Source organism: Streptomyces bacillaris, from assembly GCF_003268675.1.
GTDB lineage: Bacteria > Actinomycetota > Actinomycetes > Streptomycetales > Streptomycetaceae > Streptomyces > Streptomyces bacillaris.
This window is the reverse complement of sequence record NZ_CP029378.1, coordinates 3,611,201-3,634,992: the sequence shown is the minus strand read 5'-3', so window position 1 is coordinate 3,634,992 and position 23,792 is coordinate 3,611,201. Positions and strand designations below refer to the sequence as shown.

Sequence of the window (23,792 nt, the reverse complement as noted above, 5' to 3'; positions counted from 1 at the left end):
TCATGCAGACGCTCCCGCGATGTATGCGGAGACCAAGGACGGATTCGCGGTGAGCCTGATCGTTGCCGACAAGGGGCAGGTCCACTTCGACGTGCTCAGCCCCTGCGTCCGCCCTTCCGCTGTGGCCGATTCCGCCAGTCGGGCCACCGCGCCCCTCGACCCCGAGGCGGAGTTCATCCCCCGGCCCAACATCCACTCCGACTTCTGGTCGGCAGACAGGGGCTGATCGTTCGTCACGGGATGGGCCTCGGCGGGGCGGGAGGGGCTGGTGAGCCGGTGACGCCCCTGTGTGCTCCGGGTGCGCCGGTGGTGTGCCGCGGATGACTCGTACACACCGTCGAAAACACCCCTGAACGGTTCCCCGATGGGGGATGGTTGAGGGGTGCGGAAATTCTGGGTCTTCGGTGGCATCGGCGTGGGCGCGGTGGCGTGCTTCATGGCGCTGCTCCTCGTCGGTACGTACTCGGCCGCCGCCGGACTCGCCGGGGCGGGGGGCGGTGGGGCCGTCGCGCTCGCCAAGGGGGCCGTGCCGGCGCGGTACCAGTCGCTCGTGCAGAAGTGGGGCAACCTCTGCCCCGCCATCAACCCCGCCCTGCTGGCCGCGCAGCTGTACCAGGAGAGCGGCTGGAACCCGAGGGCGCAGAGTCATGCCGCCGCGCAGGGGATCGCCCAGTTCATCCCCGGCACCTGGGCCACGCACGGGATCGACGGCAACGGGGACGGCAAGCGGGACGTGTGGGACCCGGCCGACGCGATCCCCTCGGCCGCTTCGTACGACTGTGAGCTGGCCGGGTACGTCAAGAAGGTGCCGGGCGATCCGACCAACAACATGCTGGCCGCCTACAACGCCGGCGCCTACGCGGTCATCAAGTACGGTGGCGTGCCGCCCTACAAGGAGACGCAGAACTACGTCAAGATCATCCGGTCGCTGGAGAAGAGCTTCGCCCGGCCCGTCGGCCGCGTCGCCCCCTCCCGGCAGGCGGCCGGGGCCATCTACTTCGCGCAGAAGAAGCTCGGCACCCCGTATCTCTGGGGCGGCAACGGGACGCCCGAGCAGCAGGGGCGGTTCGACTGCTCGGGGCTGACCCAGGCCGCGTACCGGACCGTGGGCATCGAGCTGCCGCGCGTCGCCAACGACCAGTACAACGCCGGGCCCCACCCCTCGCGGGACGAGCTGCTCCCGGGGGATCTGGTGTTCTTCTCGGACGACCTCACCAACTCGCGCGCCATCCGGCATGTCGGGATCTACGTCGGGGGCGGCTATATGATCAATGCCCCCTTCACGGGAGCGGTCATCCGGTTCGACAAGATCGATACGCCTGACTACTTCGGTGCGACGCGGGTCACCAAGGACGGTGCCGCCGCTCTGCCGACCGATCTTCCCGGGGATGCTCCGTAAATTCCCCGCAGGGAAAGCTGACGGGTAGTCGGCCCTGGCCGGAACTCTCCGTGAAGCCTGGGCCCTGAGCTGCGACGACCAGTCACTCTTCGATAACGTCATGGTGATCATTCGGTGGAGAGTGGAACGCGGGCGGGGGCCGGGCCGTTCCCTGGACAGGGACAGCGGACAGCATGCGCACCGGCCATGCGTGCGCGAGAACGGGACCACACCGAATCACGGGGGTTCGACCACGGTGGCGCGCACGGACGCGCGTCGCCACAGAAGAAGCAGACAAGGCAAGGGGCCGCAGCAGATGGCTGGACTCGAACTCGAAGGGTCGAACCCGGACGTCAGTCTGCTCTACGACATCAACGGGCTGGCGAAGGCCGCTCCCCCCTGGTTCGACCGGGTCATGGAGTTCGTCGGTGAGTACGGGACCATGTTCGGCCTCGTCCTGGTGGGCCTCTGGTGCTGGTGGAGCATGCGCAAGCGCGGGAGCGTCGACGACTCGGTGACGACCGTCGCCGCGCTCGTCTGGGCGCCGCTCGCCGCCGCGCTGTCCGTCGTGATCAACATCCCGATCCGCGGCTTCGTCGAACGACCACGTCCGTTCAACGACCACGAGGGACTGGAAGTCCTGATCCACGGCAAGACGGACTACTCCTTCGTCAGCGACCACTCCACCCTCGCCATGGGCCTCGCCGTCGGCATCTTCGTCGCCAACCGGAAGTTCGGCTTCGTCGCTCTCGGCCTCGCGCTCTTCGCGGGCGTCAGCCGCATCTACATGGGTGTCCACTACCCGACCGACGTCATCGGCGGCTTCGCCCTCGGCACGGCAGTCGCCCTGCTGCTGGCCCCCCTCGCCATGGCCCTGCTCACCCCGCTCATGGCGGCCATCTCCCGCTCCGACCGGGTCGGCTGGATCGTCCGGTCGAAGAAGGCGGACGCCGCGTACGCCGAGGAGTGCGGCGACGCCCTGGGCATCCCCGAGCCGCGGCCCGGCACCGGGCGGGGCAATCCGGGGGAGAAGGATCTCGCCGCCTGATCCCGCCGCCTGAACCCCGGGCTTCCGTTCGTCCGATTCCTCGTGTCTCTCCGGGGGCCTTGCCCGGTCCCGGAATTCCGGAGCCCGGTCCCGGAATTCCGGAATTCCGCATCCCTGAACGTGATCCCCCAGGTGCTCAGCGCCTGGGGGATCACGTTGTTTCGGCCATGTCCTGGGTGTCGGAGAGCGAAGGCCGGGCTCAGGGCTGCCGCGGTGCCGTGACGTGTTCGGTGGCGTCCGTGCGGGCCCGGTCCCGGGATCTGCGTGCCGGGCCCGACCAGCCGCAGGTGCAGCGCGCCAGGCAGAACGAGCCGCGTTCGATCGTCGTGGTGACGTGCTCCGCCGCGGGCGGCGGCGAGGGGCACGAAGGGAGGTGCGGGGCCGTGGTGCGGGCTGGGGCGGGGGGTTCCTCGTGCACGCGTCCACGGTACTGGGGGCCGCCTCCGAACGGGGGCCGGAGGCCCGGGCGTACGGCGTACGCGCCGGGGCGGCGTGACGGGGGGCGCCGGTGGTCGTTATGCGGAGCGGGCGAGGGCTCGGCCGAGCGGCAGTCGTTGGGGGTTGGCAGGCGATGGTGGTGCAGCAGTACAGGGACGGAGGCGGGGCCCGTGCTGCCCGCGCCCTCGCCGTGGCCGGAGTGATCGCGGTCACCGCCGGTTGCGTCGGCGCGGGCGGTGGGAGCGGCGGGGGTGACGGGGGCGGTGGAAGCCACGGGTCCGGGCAGCGTGCCGTGGCCGCCGAGCGCCCGCTCGACACGCTCGACCGGGCCGCCGACGTCCTCGCGGAGGCGGGCGGCGCGGAAGCCCGTACGTCGATGGAGACGGCGGCCGGCGGGACCCGGGTGACGATCCGGGGGCAGGGCACCTACGACTTCCGTACGCAGACGGGGCGGCTCAAGGTCGTGCTGCCCACCGACGCGGCGGGCGCCGACGACCACCGGCCGATCACCGAGCTGCTGGCGCCGGGCGCGCTCTACATGAAGAACCGTGGCGCCGGGGTCCCCGACGACAAGTGGGTCCGGATCGACACGACCACCCTCAAGGACGGCAACCTCCTCACCGGCGGCGTCACCGATCCCATGGCCGCCGCCGAGCTGCTGAGGGACGCCGGTGACGTGACGTACGTGGGGAAGTCCGACCTGGCGGGCGTGACGGTGCATCACTACCGGGGCGTCGCCGACCTCAACCGCGCCGCGCGGGCCGCGTCACCGCAGTCGCGCGGTGCCCTGAGTGCGGCGGCGAAAGGGTTCAGCAGGGACGCCGTCCCGTTCGACGCGTACCTCGACGACGAGGGGCGGCTGCGGAAGGTCCGCCACCGCTTCACCTTCGCCACCGAGGGCCGTGAGGCGTCGGAGGTCACGGTCGTCTCGACGCTGCTGCTGTACGGGTTCGGGGCGCCGGTCGCCGTGACGCTGCCGGACGAGGACGACATCTACACGGGGGAGATCCGGCAGGGGTGAACGGCCGTCCGCCCCTGCCGTCCCGGAGGGGAGGGCGGGACGGGAGGGGCCGGTTGGGAGGGGGCTAAATGGTCCGTCCGTGCCATGCGCGGCACGTACCGGGCTCCCTAGGCTAGGAAGCCGGTGCGCCAGAAAGGGTCGGCGATCGGCGAAGGGTCGGCGACGGCAGAGAGAGGTGACGCAGGTGGTGACGCTCAGCGCTCCGAACGCTCAGGACTACGTGGCCCTCGCCGAGATCGAGCTGTGCGGCGAGCTGATGATCGCGGCCTCGACGGCGCGCGAGGAGCGCCTCAGTCCTGACCGGATCGATGAGGTGCTCAACGTCAGGGATGAGCTGCACGGCGGAGATGAGCTGCACGCCGGGGACAAGTTGCCCGTGCGGGGCGAGCTGGTCGACGGCAGGGCCGGTGGTGGCGCGGAGGCGCGTACGACCGTCCCCCGGCAGGCCGCCCGTCGGCGCTGACGCCACCCGGACACCTTCGCGACCGGCCGGGCGCCGCGATCCTCCCGAATCGAATGTTCCGATTGCGCCCGGCGTCCCGGCGTCGACACGACCGGCCCGGCGGCGGACCGGCGCCCGCGCCCATGCCCGTGCCGACGCCCGTACCGGCCCCGCCCTTCCCTCCCCGTAACCAAGCGTCACGTACGCAGCAGGCGGGCGATGGCCTTCGTGGCTTCCTCGACCTTCGCGTCGATCTCCGCGCCGCCCTTGACCGCCGCGTCCGCGACGCAGTGGCGCAGGTGCTCCTCCAGCAGCTGGAGGGCGAAGGACTGCAGGGCCTTGGTGGAGGCCGAGACCTGGGTGAGTATGTCGATGCAGTAGACGTCCTCGTCGACCATGCGCTGGAGGCCGCGGATCTGGCCCTCGATCCGGCGCAGCCGTTTGAGGTGCTCGTCCTTCTGGTGGTGGTAGCCGTGGATGCCGAGGTCGTGGTCGGTCACGATCTCCCCGGTCCCCGCCGGTCCCGGCCCCGGTCGCGCTTCCGGTCCCGTTTCCTGCCCCGGTACCGCGTCCGGTGCCGGTCCCGCGCCCGTGGTCTCGGTGGTGGTCATCTGCGTCCTCCTGATGTGGCCTGATGTGGCCGGTGGTGCTGGTCCGCCGGCCGTTCACGCTGCGGTTCTGCGCACCTGACTCCCGATATACCCCTGCCGGGTATATCGTAACGAATCCGACAGAAACGTGACCGGGGGCCCGTGCTGATCCCCGTTCCCGATGGGCGACACTGAAGAACGCCGGTTAGCCGTGGCCGGATGATGCGCCTAGCATCAGCCTGACCGAATCCAAAGCATCCCGAGGACCCCACGTGCGCTTTCGTCTGACCCCCAGGGAGACGAGCTTCTACGACATGTTCTCCGCGTCCGCGGACAACATTGTCACGGGCTCGAAACTCCTGATGGAACTGCTCGGGGCGGATTCTGCCTCCCGAGTCGAGATCGCGGAGCGCATGCGGGCAGCGGAGCACGCGGGGGACGATGCCACCCACGCGATCTTCCACCAGCTGAACTCCTCCTTCATCACGCCGTTCGACCGTGAGGACATCTACAAGCTGGCGTCCTCCCTCGACGACATCATGGACTTCATGGAGGAGGCCGTCGACCTGGTCGTCCTCTACCAGGTCCAGGAACTCCCCAAGGGTGTCGAGCAGCAGATCGAGGTGCTGGCCCGGGCGGCGGAGCTGACCGCCGAGGCCATGCCGGGGCTGCGGACCATGGACAACCTCACCGAGTACTGGATCGAGGTCAACCGCTTGGAGAACCAGGCCGACCAGATCCACCGCAAGCTGCTGGCCCACCTCTTCAACGGTAAGTACGACGCCATCGAGGTGCTGAAGCTCAAGCAGATCGTGGATGTGCTGGAAGAGGCGGCCGACGCGTTCGAGCACGTCGCCAACACCGTGGAGACCATCGCGGTCAAGGAGTCCTGAACCTCGTGGACACCTTTGCGCTGGTCGTGACCATCGGGGTCGCGCTCGGCTTCACGTATACGAACGGCTTCCACGACTCCGCGAACGCCATCGCCACCTCGGTCTCCACCCGGGCGCTGACCCCGCGTGCGGCTCTGGCGATGGCCGCGGTGATGAACCTCGCCGGTGCCTTCCTGGGCCAGGGGGTCGCCAAGACCGTCAGCGAAGGCCTGATCGCGACGCCCGTGGGGCAGAAGGGGATGGGCATCCTCTTCGCGGCGCTGGTCGGCGCGATCATCTGGAACCTCATCACCTGGTACTACGGCCTCCCCTCCTCGTCCTCGCACGCGCTCTTCGGCGGCATGGTCGGGGCGGCGCTGGCCGGCGGTACGGACGTCATCTGGTCCGGGGTGCTGGAGAAGATCGTCATCCCGATGTTCCTCTCCCCGATCATCGGTCTGGTCGTCGGCTATCTGGTGATGGTCGGCATCATGTGGATGTTCCGGAAGGCCAACCCGCACAAGGCCAAGCGCGGCTTCCGGATCGCGCAGACGGTCTCGGCGGCGGGCATGGCGCTCGGCCACGGCCTCCAGGACGCGCAGAAGACCATGGGCATCGTGGTGATGGCCCTGGTCATCGCCGACATCGAGGGCCCCAACGACGAGATCCCGATCTGGGTCAAGATCGCCTGTGCGGTGATGCTCTCGCTGGGTACGTACGCGGGTGGCTGGCGCATCATGCGTACGCTCGGCCGGAAGATCATCGAGCTGGACCCGCCGCAGGGCTTCGCGGCCGAGACGACCGGCGCGTCGATCATGTTCGGTTCGGCGTTCCTCTTCCACGCCCCGATCTCCACGACGCACGTCATCACCTCCGCGATCATGGGCGTCGGCGCCACCAAGCGCGTGAACGCCGTGCGCTGGGGCGTCGCGAAGAACATCATCCTCGGCTGGTTCATCACCATGCCGGCCGCCGCCCTCGTCGCGGCGCTGAGCTACGGCGCGGTGCTGCTGCTCTTCGGCTGAGGTCCCGGCGGAGGACAAGGACATGGGTCCGCCCCCGCTCTCCGTACCAGGGAGAGCGGGGGCGGACCCTTTCGCCTTGTGGTGGCACCGCCATGCAGCACCGCAAGGCCGTATGGGGAGGCCGTGCTTCAGGCCTCAGGGCTTCAGGCCCCAGGTGTACGGATCAGCCGAAGCGGCCCGAGATGTAGTCCTCCGTGGCCTGCACCGACGGGTTGGAGAAGATCCGCTCCGTCTCGTCGATCTCGATGAGCCGGCCGGGCTTGCCGACCGCCGCGAGGTTGAAGAACGCGGTGCGGTCCGAGACCCGGGCCGCCTGCTGCATGTTGTGCGTCACGATGACGATCGTGAAGCGCTCCTTCAGCTCACCGATCAGGTCCTCGATGGCGAGGGTCGAGATCGGGTCGAGCGCCGAGCACGGCTCGTCCATCAGCAGGACCTGCGGCTCGACCGCGATGGCGCGGGCGATGCACAGGCGCTGCTGCTGGCCGCCGGAGAGGCCGGAGCCGGGCTTGTTCAGCCGGTCCTTGACCTCGTTCCAGAGGTTCGCGCCGCGCAGGGACTTCTCGACGACGTCGTTCAGCTCGCTCTTGCGGTAGCTGCCGTTGAGCCGCAGGCCCGCCGCCACGTTGTCGAAGATCGACATGGTGGGGAAGGGGTTGGGGCGCTGGAAGACCATGCCGACCGTACGGCGTACGGAGACCGGGTCGACGTTGGAGGCGTACAGGTTCTCGTCGTCCAGCAGCACCTTGCCCTCGACGCGGCCACCGGGGGTGACCTCGTGCATCCGGTTCAGGGTGCGCAGGAAGGTGGACTTGCCGCAGCCGGAGGGGCCGATGAAGGCGGTCACGGAGCGGGGCTCCACGGTCATCGAGATGTCCTCGATGGCCTTGTGGCTGCCGTAGTAGGCGGTGAGGCCGCTGATGTCGATGCGCTTGGCCATGGAAATCACTGCTTCTTTCGGGAGGTCGCTGATGGCCGCGTCAGCGACCGGTCTTCGGGGCCTTCCAGCGGGCGATTCCGCGGGCCACGAGGTTGAGGATCATGACGAAGGCGATCAGTACCAGGGCTGCCGCCCAGGCGCGGTCGTACGAGGCGGCCTCGCCGATCTTGTACTGCTCGTAGATGTAGAACGGCAGCGAGGACTGGGCTCCGTCGAAGGGGTTCGCGTTGATCAGCTGGCTGCCGAAGACCAGCAGGATGATCGGGGCGGTCTCACCGGCGATACGGGCGATGGCCAGCATGACACCGGTGGTGATGCCGCCGATCGCGGTCGGCAGGACCACCTTCAGGATAGTGCGCCACTTCGGGATGCCGAGGGCGAGCGAGGCCTCGCGCAGCTCGTTGGGGACGAGCTTGAGCATCTCCTCGGTGGAGCGCACCACGACCGGGATCATCAGGATCGTCAGGGCGAGCGCGCCCATCAGGCCGGACGGCTCCAGGTCGGCGATCAGCATGATCGACAGGATGAAGAGACCGGCGACGATGGACGGGATGCCCGTCATCACGTCGACGAAGAAGGTGACGGCCTTGGCGAGCGTTCCCTTGCCGTACTCCACCAGGTAGACGGCGGTCAGCAGGCCGAGCGGGGCGGAGAGCACGGTGGCGATGCCGACCTGCTCCAGGGTGCCGATCAGCGCGTGGTAGACACCGCCGCTGGCCTCCGAGCCGAGCACACCGGCCATGGAGTGGGTCAGGAAGTAGCCGTCCAGGCGCTCGGCGCCCCGCACGATCGTCGTCCACAGCAGGGAGGCGAGCGGGATGACGGCCAGCAGGAAGCAGACCCAGACGATGCTGGTGGCCAGGCGGTCCTTGGCCTGGCGCTTGTTCTCGACGACGGTGGTGGCGACGTACGAGATGGCCAGGAAGAACAGCGCGGCGAGCATGCCCCACTGCACCTTGCTGTGCCAGCCGGCGGCGAGGCCGAGGCCGACGGCGAGCGCGATCGACACGGCGGCGAAGCCGACGGGTGCCAGGCGCGGCAGCGAGCGGCTGCTGAGACCGGACTTCGGCGCGGGCCCGGTGGGCGGCGTCGGACGGTCCTGTACGGCGGTTGCGTGGCTCATGCGTTGGCCCCCGAGTACTCCTTGCGGCGGGCGATGATGAGCCGGGCCGCGCCGTTGACCAGCAGGGTGAGGACGAAGAGGACGAGGCCCGAGGCGATCAGGGCGTCCCGCCCGAACTCGTCGGCCTCACCGAACTTGGCCGCGATGTTCTGCGCGAAGGTTCCGCCGCCCGGGTTGAGCACGTGCAGCGAGATGATGAAGCTCGGGGAGAGGACCGTGGCGACGGCCATCGTCTCACCGAGCGCGCGGCCGAGGCCGAGCATCGAGGCGGAGATGATGCCGGAGCGGCCGAACGGCAGCACCGAGAGGCGGATGACCTCCCAGCGGGTGGCGCCCAGCGCGAGGGCGGCCTCCTCGTTCATCTTCGGGACCTGGAGGAAGACCTCGCGGCTGACGCTGGTCACGATCGGCAGGATCATGATCGCCAGCAGCACGCCGACGGTGAAGAGCGAGCGGGCGACGCCGACCTCGGTCTTGTCGAAGATGTACGTCCAGCCGAAGAACTGGTCGAGCCAGAGGTTCAGGCCCTCCAGGTACGGCACCAGGACCAGGGCGCCCCAGATGCCGTAGACGATGCTGGGGACGGCGGCGAGCAGGTCGATGACGTACGCGATGGGGGCGGCCAGCTTGCGCGGCGCGTAGTGCGAGATGAACAGGGCGATGCCGACAGCGATCGGAACCGCGATGACCATCGCGATGATCGAGCTGACGACCGTGCCGAAGAGCAGGACGGCGATGCCGAAGACCGGCGGGTCACCGGCCGGGTTCCAGTCGAAGGTGGTGAGGAAGTTGCCCTCGTTCTTCGAGATGGCGATGACGGCGCGGTAGCTGAGGAACACGGCGATCGACGCCATGATCACGAGCAGCAGGATGCCCGAGCCGCGCGAGAGGCCCACGAAGATCTTGTCGCCCATGCGGCCCGCGGACGTGGGGCGCTCGGCCCGTTCCGGTGGGGCCGGCGGGGCCGGTGGTGTGTCTATCGGTGTGGTGGAAGCCATGGTCTTTCCGGTCTGTGTGGGGGAGCCGGTGGGGCTCCCCTGGCGGCGGTGCACCGGATGGTTGGGGCTGGTACCGGGGTGGAGCCGGTACCCGGGTGGAGTCGGCGGGCCGGTCCGGAGGGGTGCGCCGGGCCGGCCTGCCGGGTGCCGCGCGGAGTCGCCTCCGCGCGGCGGGCGGTCACTTGTGGTGACCGGTGGTGGCCGGTGGTTACGAGAGGCCGTTGATGGTCTCGCGGACCTTGGTGTTGATCTCGGCCGGGATCGGTGCGTAGCCCGCGTCCGTCAGGATCTTCTGGCCGTCGTCGGAGGCGGCGTAGGAGAGGAAGGACTTGACGGTGTCGAGCGTCTCGGGCTTGTTGCCGGTGTCGCAGACCACCTCGTACGTGACCAGGACCAGCGGGTAGGCACCGTCGGCCTTGGTGGTGTAGTCCAGCTCCAGGGCCAGGTCCTTGCCGGTGCCCTTGACCTTGGCGGCGGCGATGGCCTTGGAGGCGTTCTCCGAGGTGGCCTCGGCCGGGGCCGAGCCACCGTTGTCGATGGCGACCGTGGAGATGTTCTGGGACTTGGCGAACGAGAGCTCGAAGTAGCCGATCGCGCCGTCGACCTGCTTCACCTGGGCGGCGACGCCGGAGGAGCCGGACGCGGCCTGGCCACCGGGGGCCGGCCACTTCTTCTCGGCCTCGTACTTCCACTCGTTCGGAGCGGCGGCGCCGAGGTACTTGCCGAGGTTCTGCGTGGTGCCGGAGTCCTCGGAGCGGTGGAAGGCCTGGATGGCCTTGTCCGGCAGGTCGACGCCCTCGTTGAGCTTGGCGATCGCCGGGTCGTTCCACTTCTTGATCTTCGTGTCGAAGATCTTGGCGAGGGTCGGGGCGTCCAGCGTGAGCTTGTCGACACCCTCCAGGTTGTAGCCGATCGCGACCGGGCCGCCGACCATCGGGAGGTTGATGCCCTGGCCGGTCTTGCAGGCCTTCTTCGATTCGGTGACCTCTTCCGGCTTCAGCGCGGAGTCGGAGCCGGCGAAGCCGACAGTGCCCTGGTTGAAGGCGACGATGCCCTCACCGGAGGAGGAGGAGTTGTAGTTGATCTCCACACCGGAGCAGGCGGCCATGTAGTTCTTGACCCAGAGGTCCATGGCGTTCTTCTGAGCGCTGGAGCCGGAGGCGCGGAGCTGGCCCTTGGCCTTGCCGCAGTCGATGTTCGACGCGGCGGTGGTCTTGTCGCCGCTGCCGGGCGTGGAGGACCCGCCGGTGTTGTCGTCCGAACCGCACGCCGTGAGGACCAGGGCGCCGGAGACGGCGAGGGCACCGAGCGCGGTGGCACGAAGCCGGTTCTTGCGCTGAAGCTTCACTTTCGGGTGTTCCTTCCAGGAGCCGCCGTGGTCGTCTCGTTCTACGACGGCGTGCGATGAGGAGGGTTGCTACGGCCTAGCGCCGCGCACCGTGTACGTCCGAAATTAGGCAGAACAGGTGAAGCGGCCTACGGGGGAGAGTGAACGGCAGGTGAACCGTGTCGGGCAGGCGGGTGCGGACGGTTCCCGGTTCAGCTGTCGGGGGTTCCCGGCTCAGCTCTCGGGGAGGGCGTCGGGAAGCGTGCCGGGGAGCGTGTCGAGCAGGGCCGTGAGCTGCTCGCGGTCGCGCGGCTGGGTGAGGCGTACGAGGGCGGCCTCGGGGGCCAGCCACAGCACGCGGTCCACCTCGTCGTTGGGCTCGAAAGCGCCGCCCGTCGCCTCGGCGGCCCAGTAGGAGACCTCCTTGGGGCGGCCCTCCACGAGATACCGGGCGGTGGGGAGGCGGCGGCCCGGGGCGCAGTGGTGGCCGGTTTCCTCCAGGACCTCCCGTACGGCGGCGGCGAGCGGGTCCTCGCCGCGCTTCAGCTTCCCTTTGGGGAAGGAGAGATCGTCGTACTTCGGCCGGTGTACCAGGCACACCTCCACGCCGCCTCCCGGAGAGCGCCGCCACAGGACACAGCCCGCCGCCAGGACGGTGTCGTCCTGGGTGCGGTGGCGCTGTCCGGGGGCGCTCATGGGGCCGTCATGGCCGTCGCGTACGGCCAGGTCTCCCGGAACACCGCCCGCGCGGCCTCCACCTCGTGCCGCTGGTCCGCGTGGAGCACCCCGAGGGCGTACGCGGTGGCCGGGGCGATCCGTGGGGTGCGGGCCGCCGCTGCCGCCGCCGCGGCCGCCTCCGCCGCGTCCCGGTGCAGGTCCAGGGCGTGCCCGGCGCCGGTGAGGACCGGGTCGGCGGCACCGAGGACGACCTCGTGGGCGTACCGGTGCAGCCGCAGCAGCAGCCGGGCCTGGTGCCAGGCCGCGTCCTGCGCCTCGTTGTACGGCTCCGCCGACTCGTCGGCCGGGAGGGCGACCACCGCCGCGAGCAGCCGCTGCTCGGCGCGTTCGGCGGGCTCCAGCAGCGCTTCGGTGCCCCGGCCGGTGGTGCCGGGGGCCAGCGGGACCTCGGAGGCGAGGAGCGCCACCGCGTCGGCGACCGCGTGGAAGCGGGAGGAGCCGAGGGCCTGGAGCGCGGCGGAGTGGGCCCGGGTCCGGGCCAGGGTGAGCTGGCGTTCCAGCAGGGCCCCGGCGCGGGCCGCCCCGACGCCGAGGACGGCCCGGCCCTGGGCCTCCGGGGCTCCGGCGGTCCGGGCGGCGGCCGTCGTGGCCGGTTGTGTGCCTGGCTTGGTGGCGGGCTTCGCGGCGGGCTTCGTCCCGCGTGCCGCCGGGAGGGTGGCCCCCGAGAGCTGGTGCAGGGCGTCGAGGAGGCGGGTGAGCCGGCCGGCGTACGCGTGTTCGCGGGCGAGGGTGCCGGAGAGCCAGGCCAGTTCGGTACGGAGGTGGTCGGCCCAGGCCGGGTCGAGGACGGTGCGGAAGGTGTGGAGCGAGCCGCTGATGCGCCGGGCCGAGCGCCGCAGGGCCCGGGCCGCCGCCTCGGCCCCCTGGCCGCCCGCGTCCGAGGGGGCGCTGTGCTCGCGGTGGAGCCGCAGGCTGCGCAGGAAGTCCGCCGCCTGCCCCTGGAGGTAGGGCGCGAGCACGGCCTCGGCGGTCACGCCGTCGGCGGGGAGGGGAGGGGCGGCGGTGGGGCCTGGAACCACATGGTCCGGGCCGCCTGCCTCCGGAGCCCCGGCCTCCGGAACCGTACGCTTCGAAGCCCCGGCCTCCGGGACCGTACGGTCCGGGAACGCGCGCTTCGAGGCCGTACGGTCCGGGACCGCGCGCTCCGGCACCCCGGCCTCCGGGGCTCCGGCTCCCGGAACCGTACGCTCCGGAACTCCGGCGCCCGGGCCGCCGCCCCCCGGACCGTCAGCCTCCAGGGCCTCACGGGCCTCGGGGGATTCCGGGGACTCCGGGCCCGGCAGGGCCCCGTTCACGGCGGTGGGGCGGGTCGTCGTCGGGTGGTCAGGGCGTCGCACGCCTGCGCCTCCGGGCATCGATGAGCATCTCCTGGACGTGCCGCAGCGGCTGCCCCTCCGCGTCCGTGGCGTGCCGGGTCCAGTTGCCGTCGGGGCCCAGGTGCCAGGAAGAGGTGGTGTCGGCCATACCGGTCTCCAGGAGTCGGCTGAGTGCGGCGCGGTGGGCGGGGTCGGTGACCCGGACGAGGGCTTCGATCCGGCGGTCGAGGTTGCGGTGCATCATGTCGGCGCTGCCGAACCACACCTCGGGCTCGCCGCCGTTGCCGAACGAGAAGACCCGGGAGTGTTCGAGGAAGCGCCCGAGTATGGAGCGGACCCGGATGTTCTCCGAGAGCCCGGCGACCCCGGGGCGGATGGCGCAGATCCCGCGCACCCAGATGTCGACGGGCACGCCCGCCTGGGCCGCCCGGTAGCAGGCGTCGATGATCGCTTCGTCGACCATCGAGTTGACCTTGATGCGTACGTAGGCGGGGCGCCCGGCGCGGTGGTGGGCGATCTCCTTGTTGATCCGGGCGATCAGCCCGTCGCGCAGGGACTTCGGGGCGACCAGGAGGCGCCGGTAGGTCTCGCGGCGGGAGTAGCCGGAGAGCCGGTTGAACAGGTCGGAGAGGTCCGCCCCGACCTGCGGGTCCGCCGTGAGCAGGCCGAGGTCCTCGTACAACCGGGCGGTCTTGGGGTGGTAGTTGCCCGTGCCGACGTGCGAGTAGCGGCGCAGCGTGTCGCCTTCCTGGCGGACGACGAGCGAGAGCTTGCAGTGGGTCTTCAGCCCGACGAGGCCGTAGACGACATGGCAGCCCGCCTCCTCCAGCTTGCGGGCCCACTTGATGTTGGCCTGCTCGTCGAAGCGGGCCTTGATCTCGACGAGGACGAGGACCTGCTTGCCGGACTCGGCCGCGTCGATGAGGGCGTCCACTATCGGGGAGTCGCCGGAGGTGCGGTACAGCGTCTGCTTGATGGCCAGCACGTCCGGGTCGCCCGCCGCCTGCTCCAGGAAGGCCTGGACGGAGGTGGAGAACGAGTCGTACGGGTGGTGGAGCAGCACGTCCCGCTCGCGCAGGGCGGCGAAGATGTCGGGCGCGGAGGCGGACTCCACCTCGGCCAGGTCCCGGTGGGTGCCCGCGATGAACTTCGGGTACTTCAGCTCCGGCCGGTCCAGCGAGGCGATGGCGAAGAGGCCGGTCAGGTCCAGGGGGCCGGGCAGCGGGTAGACCTCCGCGTCGGACACCTTCAGCTCGCGGACCAGCAGATCCAGGACGTACGGGTCGATGGACTCCTCGACCTCCAGCCGCACCGGGGGACCGAACCGGCGCCGCATGAGCTCCTTCTCCAGCGCCTGGAGCAGGTTCTCCGCGTCGTCCTCCTCGACCTCCAGGTCCTCGTTCCTGGTGACCCGGAACATGTGGTGCGCCAGCACCTCCATCCCCGGGAACAGCTCCTCCAGGTGGGCGGCGATGACGTCCTCGATGGGGACGTACCGCTGCGGGGACGCCTCCAGGAAGCGGGTCAGCAGCGGCGGCACCTTGACCCGGGCGAAGTGGCGGTGGCCGCTGACCGGGTTGCGGACGACGACGGCGAGATTGAGCGAGAGCCCGGAGATGTACGGGAAGGGGTGCGCGGGGTCGACGGCCAGCGGGGTCAGCACGGGGAAGACGCGCTGCCGGAAGAAGGTGAAGAGGCGGGCCTGCTCCTTCTCGGTCAGATCCGGCCACCGGATGAGCTGGATCGACTCGTCGGAGAGGGCCGGGGCGATGTCCTGCTGGAAGCAGGCGGCGTGCCGGGCCATGAGTTCGCGCGAGCGGGTCCAGATGAGGTCGAGGACCTCGCGGGGCTGGAGGCCGGAGGCGGAGCGGGTGGCGACGCCGGTGGCGATGCGGCGCTTGAGCCCGGCCACCCGGACCATGAAGAACTCGTCCAGGTTCGAGGCGAAGATCGCCAGGAAGTTGGCCCGCTCCAGGATCGGCGTCGCCGGGTCCTCGGCCAGCTCCAGCACGCGTTCGTTGAAGGCGAGCCAGGAGCGCTCGCGGTCCAGGAAACGGCCCTGGGGCAGCTCGTCGCCGTCCCGGTCGGGCTCGTACGCGTCCGCGTCGGCGTCGAGATCGGGGTCCAGATCGGCGGCGGTGGAGAAGCCGCCGTTGCCGGAGGAGGGATGCGCGACGGCGCGCGGCCGGTGCGTGGCGAGAGCGCCGACGGACGGCTGGGCCGGAGCGGCGGACGGCCGGCCGGGGCCGCCGGACGGCTGAGTGGGCTGGACCGGGACCTCGGAGCTGGGCTGCTGGCTCATGAACCCATTGTTCCGCGTGGAGGGCGAAGCAGGCGCGTCGGAGCCGGGAAAGATCGCGGAAGGCCCGGGAAACCCGGGGACGCGGTCCGGGGCGTCCCCGGATGCGCCGCCCCGGGCTCTCCCGTTGCGGCGGGGGGCGGGCACAGCTGGCTGCATTCCGTGAGGGTCGCAAGGGCGTCTGAATAGCCGGTAACGGAGACATGACGTCCAGGAAGCGGTGCGCCTGCGGGTAGGTCGCTCGGTGACTTTACGTGACGACTGCCGGATACGTATTCGCCGCCCGGGCCCACCCCTGTAGGGCCCGGACGGCGAAGTGCGCGGGGGAGCGGCCGGCCGTGGGGGGCGCCCCCCAGGAGGCGCCCCCCAGGACTGGAGTCGGCGCCCTCAGCCGTGGAGGCGGCGCAGGACCCGGAAGGCGGCGAACAGGGCGAGCGCGGCGAGGGCGAGCAGGATGCCGGTCTCGACGAGCTGGAGGGGCCAGTAGTGGGAGGCCGGGTGCACCTCGGCGAAGGGGGTGACCCCGCCCCGGGCGCGCATGCAGGCCTGGGTGTCGTCCCAGGTACTGAAGAGGCAGTCCTGCCAGTACAGCCGATCTCCCGAGGTGGTGAGCATGCCGTTCTCCAGCGGCCAGTCGCCGTTGGCGTACGTCTGGGCGGCGGCGCCCTCGCGGAGTTCGCCGGGCCAGAGCCGGTACCGCCGCTTGCCGAGCCCGACAGCGATCGCCCCGAGGACGAGGGCGGTGAGGGACATGGCGAGCAGGGCACGGCGGACGAGGACCGCGAACAGGGCGCCGACCGCCACGGCGAGCAGGGCGTAGCCGAGCAGGGCGGGGCCGGTTCCGGGGAAGGCCCCGGAGTCGTACCAGTGAGGGGCGGAGGAGTACGGGAACCCGCGCAGCGCCCACAGCCCCCAGCGGTAGACGGCGATCAGGACGGCCAGCCCGCTGACCACGAGGACGGCGGGCACGGCCAGCCGGGCGGCGAGCCAGTGGGCCGGGGAGACCGACTGGGTCCAGGCGTGCCGGAAGGTGCCGTTCTCCAGTTCGCGGGCGATCAGCGGGCCCGCTACGAAGAGGCCGACCAGTGCGGCCAGTACCAGCAGCACCGTGCCGCCCTCGGAGAGGAAGACCTCGGTGGCCGTACGGGCGTAGCTGGGCTGGTACACGGGGCCGCCGCACGGCGTGATGTCACCGTCGGGGCAGAGTTCCTTCGCGGACGCCATCCAGACGCGGAGCGCCACGACGATGCCGATGCCGAGGACCAGGAGCCCGCCCGCCACCCACAGGGCTTTGCGGTGCAGGCGCAGCAGTACGCGGACGGGGCCGCGCCGGGCGGCCGGTGACGCGGTGCCGGGGGCGCCGGACTTCCGGCGGGTCAGGGTGCTCGTGCTCATGCGGGCACCGCCGTCTCAAGGGACCCCGTGGTCGTACCCGGCGCCGCGCTCGGCGTGAGCAGCGGCGGGGCCTCCGGGGAGCGGAGGTGGGCGAGGAGCAACTCCTCCAGGGAGGGTTCCGTGACGGCCCAGAGGGTCTCGTCGACGGGGCCCTCCTTCCGTACGAGAGCGGTGAGCTGACGTCCCGTCGTACGGGACTCGACGACGGCGTGCGGGGCCAGTTCGCGGTCGGTCCGGCCGGTGACCAGGGCGTGGGCGGAGACGATGTCCTCGGCCTCGCCGCCGAGCCGGACGCGCCCGCCGTCCACGAAGAGCAGGAAGTCGCAGGCGCCCTCCAGCTCGGTGAGGATGTGCGAGGACATCACGATGGTGGTGCCGTGCTCGGCGGTATCCGCCATCAGCACGCCCATCAGCTCATGGCGGGCGAGCGGGTCGAGGTCGGCCATCGGCTCGTCCAGCAGCATCAGTTCGGGCCGCTTGCCCAGCGCGAGGGCCAGCGCGAGCCGGGTCCGCTGCCCGCCGGAGAGCGTCCGGACCCGCGCCTTCGGCGGGAGCGGGGCGGCGATCCGCCGGGCGATGCCGGCGTCCCACCGCGCCGGGTTCAGCTCGCCGCCCGCCCACAGCGTGTCGGCCACGGTGAGCTGCGGGTACAGGGGCTTGTCCTGGGGTACGTACGCTATTCGCCCGCGTACGGCGGCGGGTTCGGCGGAGCCGAGGACGGTGAGGGACCCGGCGCTCGGCCGGGCGAGTCCGGCGGCCAGCCTCAACAGGGTCGACTTACCCGCCCCGTTGGGACCGACGAGCGCGCAGACCCGCCCGGCGGGGAGCCGGAAGGAGCACCCGTCCAGCGCGGTGCGCGCGCCCCCTCCCCGCCCGTAGGCCATGGTGAGGCCGCATGCCTCGATCGCAGCGTCTGTCATCGGTCCTGGTCCCCCTGGTGTGTGGTGCTGGTCGGCGTGGTGGTGTCGTGCGTGCCCTCGGACGTTCCTTCGCCGTGAGCGCCCCCGCACGGGCCTCCGTGAGTGCCCTCGTGGATGCCCTCGTACGTGCTCTCCAGTACGGCCGTGAAGAGCGCGCCGACGTCGTCCTTCTCCAGCCCGGCCGACCGTGCCCGGCGGGCCCAGTCGGCGAGTTCGGTGCGCAGCGGCGAGTCGGCGGCGGAGGCCCCGGCCGCGCCGCCGAGCGTCCGGCGGACGAAGGTGCCGAGCCCGCGCCGCGCCTCGACGAGCCCCTCGCGCTCCAGCTCCCGGTAGGCCTTGAGGACGGTGTTCGGGTTGATGGCGGTGGCCTCGACGACCTCGCGGGCGGTGGGGAGTCGGTCCCCCGGCTCCAGAACGCCCAGGCGCAGGGCCTGTTTCGTCTGCTGGACGATCTGGAGGTAGGTGGCGACGCCGCTGCGCCGGTCGATGCGGAACTCGACCGCTGCGGACTCTGCCATGCTCACCACCCTTTCACTAATTGATTAGTGAAAGGGTGACCTAAAGGTGGGGCGGCGTCAAATGACGCCGCCCCTGCACGGGTTCGTGGGGACCTACCGGTCGGGGGTCACCGCGCCCGTGCGGCGCGCAGTTCCTCGTTGATGCGCTGGGCCTCTTCGAGCTGGTCCTCGAGGATGACGATGCGGCAGGCGTCCTCGATCTTGGTGCCCTGGTCGACGAGTTCCCGGGCGCGGGCGGCGATGCGCAACTGGTAGCGGGAGTAGCGGCGGTGGCCGCCTTCGGAGCGCAGCGGGGTGATCAGGCGGTTCTCGCCGAGCGCGCGGAGGAAGGCGGGCGAGGTGGAGAGCATCTCGGCGGCCCGGCCCATGGTGTAGGCGGGGTAGTCGTCGTCGTCCAGGTTGTCGGTGGGGCGGGTACTGCGAGGGGGCATAGACCTCTTCTTTCGGGGACACGTCCGGTCTCGGGGGCGTGCACACGTCGGGGGGCCCGAGCGCCGTGCGGCGCTCGGGCCCCGAGCTTTCAACACCATCTGCCGGCCGTTGCGGCCGGCCCTCTTTTTCCGCCGGTCCGCCGATGAGGGCGGGGGAGCGGGGATCGCGGATGCGTGACCGGGGACCACCTTCCGTTCTGGGGCCTGCGGTACCCGGGCGGTGTGCGCCTCGCCCGGGCGATCCTGATGGTGTCTGCTCCTTACCTCGGTCGGTTCGGTTCATCGGCCGGACAGGGCGAGTACGGTGTGCGCCCTTCGGGGTGCGTGACCCCTGAGGCGCCAGGCTCCTGGGTCGCGTGGCCCCGGGAACCTCCCGGCCCGGCGGTCAGCGGAGGGACCCACCGTTTCCGGCCCCACCACTCCACTGCCGTGCCCTCTTCGCTGTCCGGCTGCAGAAGAAACACTAGACCCGTCAAAAGGGGGATGTCTACTCCCGCCACGACAGATTTTCTTTCGAGCAGAGGTGCGGGGTTCAGGACTCCGTGCGGTACATCAGGTCCACCTCATGGGTGGTGAAGCCGATCCGCTCGTAGACCGTCACGGCCGCCGTGTTGTCCGCGTCGACGTAGAGCATCGCGGTGGGCAGCCCCTGGGCGGCCAGGTGGCGCAGACCGATCGCGGTGAGCGCCTTGCCGAGGCCGCCGCCCTGGGCGTCGGGGAGCACGCCGACGACGTACACCTCGCCCAGCTGCTCCTCCGCGTGCACCTTCGTCCAGTGGAAGCCCACGATCTCCCCGTCCCGCTCGGCCAGGAAGAACCCCTTCGGGTCGAACCACGGCTCGGCCTTGCGGTCGTCCAGGTCCTGCTGGGTCAGGGAGCCCTGCTCGGGGTGGTGGGCGAAGGCGGCGCGGTTCACGGCGAGCCAGGCGGCGTCGTCCCGGCCCGGCTCGAAGGTCCGTACGGTGACGCCTTCGGGCAGTACGGGCTCCGCCAGGTCGAGGGGGACCAGGCCGCGGCGGAGCTGGCGCAGCTCGCGGAAGAGGGAGAGGCCGAGCACCTGGGCCAGGTGCCGGGCCGCCGAACTGCCGCCGTGTGCCCAGACCCGCAGCCGCTTGCCGGTCGCGGCGAGGAGCGCGGCGCCCAGGGCCCGCCCGTGGCCGGTGCCGCGGCGCTCGGGGTGGACGACCAGCTCGGCGGCCGGGGCCTCGACCGGGTCGGTGTCCTCCAACTGCGCGTAACCGGCGAGGCTCCCCTCGCTGATGAGCAGGAAGTGGCGGACACCGACGCGGTGTCCGCCGCGGATCCGGAGCCTTCCCTGCTCGGAGACCGCCTGCCTGCCGTCGAACCGGGCCGCCTCACCGAGGAGTTCGAGGACGGCGTCGGCCTGTGCGGGGTCGAGTGCGTCGAGCGCCTGGATCTCGCGCCCGGGGGAGGGGAGGGGTGCGTCAGTCGTCATGGGACGAGCGTACGGGGAGTGGGTGCGCGGTTGGGGTGCGTACGGGAACGGGCGGGGCGGCGGTCGCACGGCCGCCGGGACCACCGACCCACGCCCGGACACCTGCCCGCGCCCACTCACGTACTCGCTCACGTACTCACCGCATCACCGCGAACAGATGGGGGATCGCGATCACGACGAGCGGCCCGGGCAGCCAGACGGCGTAGGGCGGACCCCAGGCGCGGGCCCGGCCGTCCCGGTGGGGCGGAGTCCGGGGTGACGCGCCATCACCATGAGGTGGTCGGCCGCCGCCTCCACGGTCACCGGCCGGCGCAGCAGCCGGGCCAGGAACGGCGGGAGGAAGGGCCCGGGCATCCGGTCCCCCACGCGGAGGCACCCGTCCCGCCGGGGCACGACGGTGCCGAGCCCGGCCCAGGGGATGTGGTCGACCGTGAAGAGGCCGGGGATCGCCACCCCGTCGCGGTCCGCGGTGATCTTCCACGCGGAGAGGCGGCAGTGGATCCAGATCCCCGCGGCCAGCCCCCACCCCCGGAAGAGCCAGTCCGCCCAGTCGAACGCGGCGAGATCCCGGTCGTACGCGAAGGGCCCGAACACCACCAGCAGCGCGAGCCACACGACCGCGAGCAGCCGGCTGCCCACCCCGGCGCCCCACGCCAGGGGCGCGGACCCCGGGGCGAGTTCGCCCGCGAGCACGTCCTGACGCTCCCGCCGCTCCCGGGCCCGAGCCCGGCGCCGGTCGCGTCCTGTGTCGCGTTGTTGTTCCTCGTAGTCCACTCCGTGCCACCCCGTTCGACGTCCGGCCATCAGTCAGGAGAGAAGGATGCGGCTGAACAGGACTTCGTTCACCGGATCTCCCGCAGGAGACGCAGGTCACCCGGGTACCGACTGACCGGCAGGGAAGTGGACGGTTCCCGTCCGGAAAACTGACAGCATGGACATCGCCTGGTACATCGCCCGCTGGGCGCTCCCTCTCAACGTCCTGACCGGCCACCGGCCCCCGCCCGACGAGCGGGCGGACGAGCGGGAGATGTGTCTTCTGATCGCGCGGGGCGAGGAGGTCGACGCCGACGATCTCGACGTGGCGTACTCGGCGGCGGGCGGGGCGTGGATCGGCGGCGTCATGGTGGGCATCCTGCTCACCTCGGTCTCCATGGCCCTCGGCGATCATGTCCACCCGGGCTTCGAGATCCTCAGCTTCGTCTCTCTGCTCGTCATGGGCCTCTGCCTCGGCCTCTTCCTCATCTGTCACTGCCGGACCTGGATGCTCGACCGCGCCTACTACGCGGAGCCCGGCACCTGGACGGAACGCATCGCCACCCGCCTCTCCCGCCCCCGTGCCTACGACATCGTGCTCGCGGCGGCGGCTTCGGTCTGGCCCGCGATGTGGGCGGCGGGGTACGTCTGAGGGATGCGCGAAGGCAGGTCCGGGGGAGGGCCCGAGGGCAGGTCCGGGGCAGGTCCGGGGGAGGGCCCGAAGGTAGGTCCGTGAGCCAATTGGCCGGATGGCAACCAGGTCGTAACCCCGAACACCTGTTGCGCTACGCGCGTTGACTCTAGGCTGCGGCACGCAGGATCCAGAAGTGACACCACAGACGTATCTGACACACAAGGGGACCGATGCCAGCGACTCCGCAGAAGAAACGTGCCTCCCGGCGGGTGCTCGCCGCCGCGGCCGGGCTGGCCACCGTGGGCGCTCTCGTCGCCGCGATGCCGGCCGGCGCCCACGACCGGGGCCAGGGGCAGGGGCACGGTCATGGCCACGGACACGGCCACAAGCCCCGTACCGTCGATGTGCAGTTGCTGTCCTTCAACGACCTGCACGGCAACCTGGAGCCCCCGGCCGGTTCGGCGGGCAACGTCACCAAGACGCACCCGGACGGCACGGTGGAGGCGATCCCCGCCGGCGGTGTCGAGTACCTGGCCACCTCGCTGCGCACCGCGCGCAAGGGCAACCCGTACTCCGTCACGGCCGCCGCCGGTGACATGGTCGGCGCGAGCCCGCTGCTGTCGGGCCTCTTCCACGACGAGCCGACGATCGAGGCGCTGAACAAGCTGAAGCTCGACGTCTCGGCGGTCGGCAACCACGAGTTCGACGAGGGTGCGAAGGAGCTGGCCCGCCTCCAGAACGGCGGCTGCCACCCGGTCGAGGGCTGTTACGAGAAGGGCAAGAAGTTCAAGGGCGCGGACTTCCCCTACCTGGCGGCTAACGTCACCAAGGAGAAGACCGGCAAGCCGCTGCTGAAGCCGTACACGATCTGGAAGAAGAACGGCGTCAAGATCGGCTTCATCGGGGTGACCCTGGAGGGCACGCCGGACATCGTCACCGCCGAGGGCGTCAAGGGCCTCAAGTTCCACGACGAGATCAAGACGATCAACAAGTACGCCAAGGAGCTGGACCGCAAGGGCGTCAAGTCCATCGTGGCCCTGATCCACGAGGGCGGGGCCCCGGCCTCCACCTCGTACAACTACGACTGCGACAGCCCCGGCGCGGGCGACGGCATCTCCGGCCCGATCGTCGACATCGCCAAGGGCATCACGCCCAAGGTGGACGCCCTGGTCACGGGCCACACACACCAGGCGTACGTCTGCACGGTCCCGGACCCGGCGGGCAAGCCGCGCATGGTCACCTCGGCCTCGTCGTTCGGCAAGCTCTACACGGACACCACGCTCACCTACGACCTCCGTACGAAGGACATCGTCCGTACGTCGGTGAAGTCCGCGAACCACGTCGTGAGCCGGGACCAGCCCAAGGCCACCGACATGACCCGCCTCATCGAGCGCTGGAACCGCCTCGCGGCCCCGATCGCCAACGCGCCGCAGGGCTACATCAGCGCCGACATCAACGGCCGCGGCTCCACGGCCCCCGAGAAGCCGCTCGGCAACGTCATCGCCGACGCCCAGCTCGAAGGGCTCGCCCCGGCCGACAAGGGCGGTGCGCAGGTCGCGTTCATGAACCCGGGCGGCATCCGCGCGGACCTGGTGTACAAGGCGTCCGGCAGTGAGGGCGACGGGGTCGTCACGTACGGCGAGGCGTTCACCGTGCAGCCGTTCACCAACATGATGAACGTCGTCGACCTGACCGGCGCCCAGCTGGTCACCGCGCTCCAGCAGCAGGTCAGCGGGCCCAACGAGGCCGCCCCGAAGATCCTCCAGGTCTCCAAGGGCCTCACCTACACCCTGGACCTGACGAAGAGCGGCGCGGCCCGCGTGGTCACCGACACCATCAAGCTGAACGGTGAGGCGATCGACCCGGCGCGCACCTACCGCGTCGCGATGAACGAGTTCCTCGCGGGCGGCGGCGACGGCTTCCCGGCCTTCGCCCAGGGCACGAACAAGCTGGTCGGCGCCTCCGACCTGGACCTGTTCAACGCCTACCTGGCGGCCCACTCCTCGGCCACGTCCCCGCTGGCCCCGCCGGCGACGGACCGGATCACGGTCATCCAGTAGTAAGCAGCGGTACGGGGAAGGGGCGGCGGGCCGACGAGGGCCGCCGCCCCTTCCCCGTACGGCACTGCGC

Annotated in this window: 24 protein-coding genes; 9 read left to right on the top strand and 15 right to left on the bottom strand. The window is 70.9% G+C overall.

Going from position 1 to position 23,792, the window contains the following annotated elements; genetic code table 11:
• Window positions 1–19 precede the first annotated feature (19 nt).
• From DJ476_RS35585 to DJ476_RS15500, 3 genes are all read left to right on the top strand, one after another.
• Window positions 20–226 carry a hypothetical protein gene (locus DJ476_RS35585; RefSeq protein ID WP_318294703.1) on the top strand — a complete coding sequence of 69 codons (207 nt, stop codon included), beginning with the start codon at window positions 20–22 and terminating at the stop codon, window positions 224–226.
• Between the two features lie 156 nt (window positions 227–382).
• Complete coding sequence (locus DJ476_RS15505; protein ID WP_028419705.1) at window positions 383–1,399, top strand: C40 family peptidase; 1,017 nt, start codon at window positions 383–385, stop codon at window positions 1,397–1,399.
• Between the two features lie 295 nt (window positions 1,400–1,694).
• A complete protein-coding gene (locus tag DJ476_RS15500) occupies window positions 1,695–2,426 on the top strand; it encodes a phosphatase PAP2 family protein (RefSeq protein WP_070199321.1) in 732 nt (243 codons plus the stop codon).
• 199 nt (window positions 2,427–2,625) lie between these two features.
• Here the strand turns inward: DJ476_RS15500 and DJ476_RS15495 are convergent, their stop codons facing one another.
• Window positions 2,626–2,844 carry a hypothetical protein gene (locus tag DJ476_RS15495; RefSeq protein WP_079167033.1) on the bottom strand — a complete coding sequence of 73 codons (219 nt, stop codon included), beginning with the start codon at window positions 2,842–2,844 and terminating at the stop codon, window positions 2,626–2,628.
• 153 nt (window positions 2,845–2,997) lie between these two features.
• Here DJ476_RS15495 and DJ476_RS15490 point away from each other — a divergent pair, with 153 nt between their 5' ends.
• Complete coding sequence (locus DJ476_RS15490; RefSeq protein ID WP_103420621.1) at window positions 2,998–3,885, top strand: hypothetical protein; 888 nt, start codon at window positions 2,998–3,000, stop codon at window positions 3,883–3,885.
• A gap of 175 nt (window positions 3,886–4,060) precedes the next feature.
• Window positions 4,061–4,348, top strand: coding sequence for a hypothetical protein (locus tag DJ476_RS34490; protein WP_404827514.1), 288 nt, complete (start codon window positions 4,061–4,063; stop codon window positions 4,346–4,348).
• 176 nt (window positions 4,349–4,524) lie between these two features.
• Here the strand turns inward: DJ476_RS34490 and DJ476_RS15485 are convergent, their stop codons facing one another.
• Entirely contained in the window at window positions 4,525–4,938 is a 414-nt protein-coding gene (locus DJ476_RS15485; protein WP_112490794.1) for a metal-sensitive transcriptional regulator, read from the bottom strand.
• Window positions 4,939–5,189: 251 nt separating this feature from the next.
• Here DJ476_RS15485 and DJ476_RS15480 point away from each other — a divergent pair, with 251 nt between their 5' ends.
• Both DJ476_RS15480 and DJ476_RS15475 read left to right on the top strand, forming a co-directional pair.
• A complete protein-coding gene (locus DJ476_RS15480; protein WP_029395747.1) occupies window positions 5,190–5,810 on the top strand; it encodes a DUF47 domain-containing protein in 621 nt (206 codons plus the stop codon).
• Window positions 5,811–5,815: 5 nt separating this feature from the next.
• Window positions 5,816–6,814, top strand: coding sequence for an inorganic phosphate transporter (locus DJ476_RS15475; protein WP_019766724.1), 999 nt, complete (start codon window positions 5,816–5,818; stop codon window positions 6,812–6,814).
• Window positions 6,815–6,977: 163 nt separating this feature from the next.
• Here DJ476_RS15475 and pstB read toward each other — a convergent pair whose 3' ends face one another.
• The 13 genes from pstB to DJ476_RS15410 form a co-directional block, all read right to left on the bottom strand.
• Window positions 6,978–7,754 carry a phosphate ABC transporter ATP-binding protein PstB gene (gene pstB / locus DJ476_RS15470; protein ID WP_070199325.1) on the bottom strand — a complete coding sequence of 259 codons (777 nt, stop codon included), beginning with the start codon at window positions 7,752–7,754 and terminating at the stop codon, window positions 6,978–6,980.
• A gap of 40 nt (window positions 7,755–7,794) precedes the next feature.
• Window positions 7,795–8,877 (bottom strand): phosphate ABC transporter permease PstA, encoded by a 1,083-nt coding sequence (gene pstA, locus DJ476_RS15465; protein ID WP_103420625.1) that lies wholly within the window; start codon window positions 8,875–8,877, stop codon window positions 7,795–7,797.
• Window positions 8,874–9,875, bottom strand: a complete 1,002-nt coding sequence (gene pstC / locus DJ476_RS15460) for a phosphate ABC transporter permease subunit PstC (RefSeq protein WP_112490793.1) — start codon at window positions 9,873–9,875, stop codon at window positions 8,874–8,876. The genes pstA and pstC overlap by 4 nt, the downstream gene beginning before the upstream one ends.
• A 208-nt stretch (window positions 9,876–10,083) precedes the next feature.
• Entirely contained in the window at window positions 10,084–11,223 is a 1,140-nt protein-coding gene (gene pstS, locus DJ476_RS15455; RefSeq protein ID WP_112490792.1) for a phosphate ABC transporter substrate-binding protein PstS, read from the bottom strand.
• Window positions 11,224–11,436: 213 nt separating this feature from the next.
• Complete coding sequence (locus DJ476_RS15450; protein ID WP_112490791.1) at window positions 11,437–11,898, bottom strand: NUDIX hydrolase; 462 nt, start codon at window positions 11,896–11,898, stop codon at window positions 11,437–11,439.
• Entirely contained in the window at window positions 11,895–13,277 is a 1,383-nt protein-coding gene (locus DJ476_RS15445; protein WP_318294702.1) for a CHAD domain-containing protein, read from the bottom strand. The genes DJ476_RS15450 and DJ476_RS15445 overlap by 4 nt, the downstream gene beginning before the upstream one ends.
• The gene (locus DJ476_RS15440; protein WP_112490790.1) at window positions 13,264–15,558 is read right to left on the bottom strand and encodes an RNA degradosome polyphosphate kinase; all 2,295 of its coding nucleotides are present in this window, start codon (window positions 15,556–15,558) and stop codon (window positions 13,264–13,266) included. Before DJ476_RS15440 ends, DJ476_RS15445 begins: the two co-directional genes overlap by 14 nt.
• A gap of 384 nt (window positions 15,559–15,942) precedes the next feature.
• A complete protein-coding gene (locus DJ476_RS15435; protein WP_112490789.1) occupies window positions 15,943–16,950 on the bottom strand; it encodes an ABC transporter permease in 1,008 nt (335 codons plus the stop codon).
• On the bottom strand, window positions 16,947–17,870 hold the full coding sequence (locus DJ476_RS15430; RefSeq protein ID WP_112490788.1) for an ABC transporter ATP-binding protein: 924 nt from the start codon (window positions 17,868–17,870) through the stop codon (window positions 16,947–16,949). The genes DJ476_RS15435 and DJ476_RS15430 overlap by 4 nt, the downstream gene beginning before the upstream one ends.
• Window positions 17,867–18,388, bottom strand: a complete 522-nt coding sequence (locus DJ476_RS15425; protein ID WP_112492526.1) for a GntR family transcriptional regulator — start codon at window positions 18,386–18,388, stop codon at window positions 17,867–17,869. Before DJ476_RS15425 ends, DJ476_RS15430 begins: the two co-directional genes overlap by 4 nt.
• Window positions 18,389–18,495: 107 nt before the next feature.
• Complete coding sequence (locus DJ476_RS15420) at window positions 18,496–18,819, bottom strand: MerR family transcriptional regulator (protein WP_103420641.1); 324 nt, start codon at window positions 18,817–18,819, stop codon at window positions 18,496–18,498.
• Window positions 18,820–19,351: 532 nt separating this feature from the next.
• Window positions 19,352–20,275, bottom strand: coding sequence for a mycothiol synthase (gene mshD, locus DJ476_RS15415; protein ID WP_112490787.1), 924 nt, complete (start codon window positions 20,273–20,275; stop codon window positions 19,352–19,354).
• Between the two features lie 171 nt (window positions 20,276–20,446).
• A complete protein-coding gene (locus DJ476_RS15410; RefSeq protein ID WP_162638704.1) occupies window positions 20,447–21,049 on the bottom strand; it encodes a hypothetical protein in 603 nt (200 codons plus the stop codon).
• Between the two features lie 157 nt (window positions 21,050–21,206).
• Here DJ476_RS15410 and DJ476_RS15405 point away from each other — a divergent pair, with 157 nt between their 5' ends.
• Together DJ476_RS15405 and DJ476_RS15400 are read left to right on the top strand one after the other, a co-directional pair.
• The gene (locus DJ476_RS15405; RefSeq protein ID WP_112490785.1) at window positions 21,207–21,680 is read left to right on the top strand and encodes a hypothetical protein; all 474 of its coding nucleotides are present in this window, start codon (window positions 21,207–21,209) and stop codon (window positions 21,678–21,680) included.
• Window positions 21,681–21,892: 212 nt separating this feature from the next.
• Entirely contained in the window at window positions 21,893–23,722 is a 1,830-nt protein-coding gene (locus DJ476_RS15400; RefSeq protein WP_112490784.1) for a bifunctional metallophosphatase/5'-nucleotidase, read from the top strand.
• Window positions 23,723–23,792 lie beyond the last annotated feature (70 nt).

Bases quoted from the DNA above. Each gene is read 5' to 3' on its own strand.
- DJ476_RS35585 (WP_318294703.1), top strand. From the start codon at position 20: ATGTATGCGGAGACCAAGGACGGATTCGCGGTGAGCCTGATCGTTGCC.
- DJ476_RS15500 (WP_070199321.1), top strand. From the start codon at position 1,695: ATGGCTGGACTCGAACTCGAAGGGTCGAACCCGGACGTCAGTCTGCTC.
- DJ476_RS15490 (WP_103420621.1), top strand. From the start codon at position 2,998: ATGGTGGTGCAGCAGTACAGGGACGGAGGCGGGGCCCGTGCTGCCCGC.
- DJ476_RS15485 (WP_112490794.1), bottom strand. From the start codon at position 4,938: ATGACCACCACCGAGACCACGGGCGCGGGACCGGCACCGGACGCGGTA.
- pstB (WP_070199325.1), bottom strand. From the start codon at position 7,754: ATGGCCAAGCGCATCGACATCAGCGGCCTCACCGCCTACTACGGCAGC.
- pstA (WP_103420625.1), bottom strand. From the start codon at position 8,877: ATGAGCCACGCAACCGCCGTACAGGACCGTCCGACGCCGCCCACCGGG.
- pstC (WP_112490793.1), bottom strand. From the start codon at position 9,875: ATGGCTTCCACCACACCGATAGACACACCACCGGCCCCGCCGGCCCCA.
- DJ476_RS15450 (WP_112490791.1), bottom strand. From the start codon at position 11,898: ATGAGCGCCCCCGGACAGCGCCACCGCACCCAGGACGACACCGTCCTG.
- DJ476_RS15440 (WP_112490790.1), bottom strand. From the start codon at position 15,558: ATGAGCCAGCAGCCCAGCTCCGAGGTCCCGGTCCAGCCCACTCAGCCG.
- DJ476_RS15435 (WP_112490789.1), bottom strand. From the start codon at position 16,950: ATGAGCACGAGCACCCTGACCCGCCGGAAGTCCGGCGCCCCCGGCACC.
- DJ476_RS15430 (WP_112490788.1), bottom strand. From the start codon at position 17,870: ATGACAGACGCTGCGATCGAGGCATGCGGCCTCACCATGGCCTACGGG.
- DJ476_RS15425 (WP_112492526.1), bottom strand. From the start codon at position 18,388: ATGGCAGAGTCCGCAGCGGTCGAGTTCCGCATCGACCGGCGCAGCGGC.
- DJ476_RS15420 (WP_103420641.1), bottom strand. From the start codon at position 18,819: ATGCCCCCTCGCAGTACCCGCCCCACCGACAACCTGGACGACGACGAC.
- mshD (WP_112490787.1), bottom strand. From the start codon at position 20,275: ATGACGACTGACGCACCCCTCCCCTCCCCCGGGCGCGAGATCCAGGCG.
- DJ476_RS15405 (WP_112490785.1), top strand. From the start codon at position 21,207: ATGGACATCGCCTGGTACATCGCCCGCTGGGCGCTCCCTCTCAACGTC.
- DJ476_RS15400 (WP_112490784.1), top strand. From the start codon at position 21,893: ATGCCAGCGACTCCGCAGAAGAAACGTGCCTCCCGGCGGGTGCTCGCC.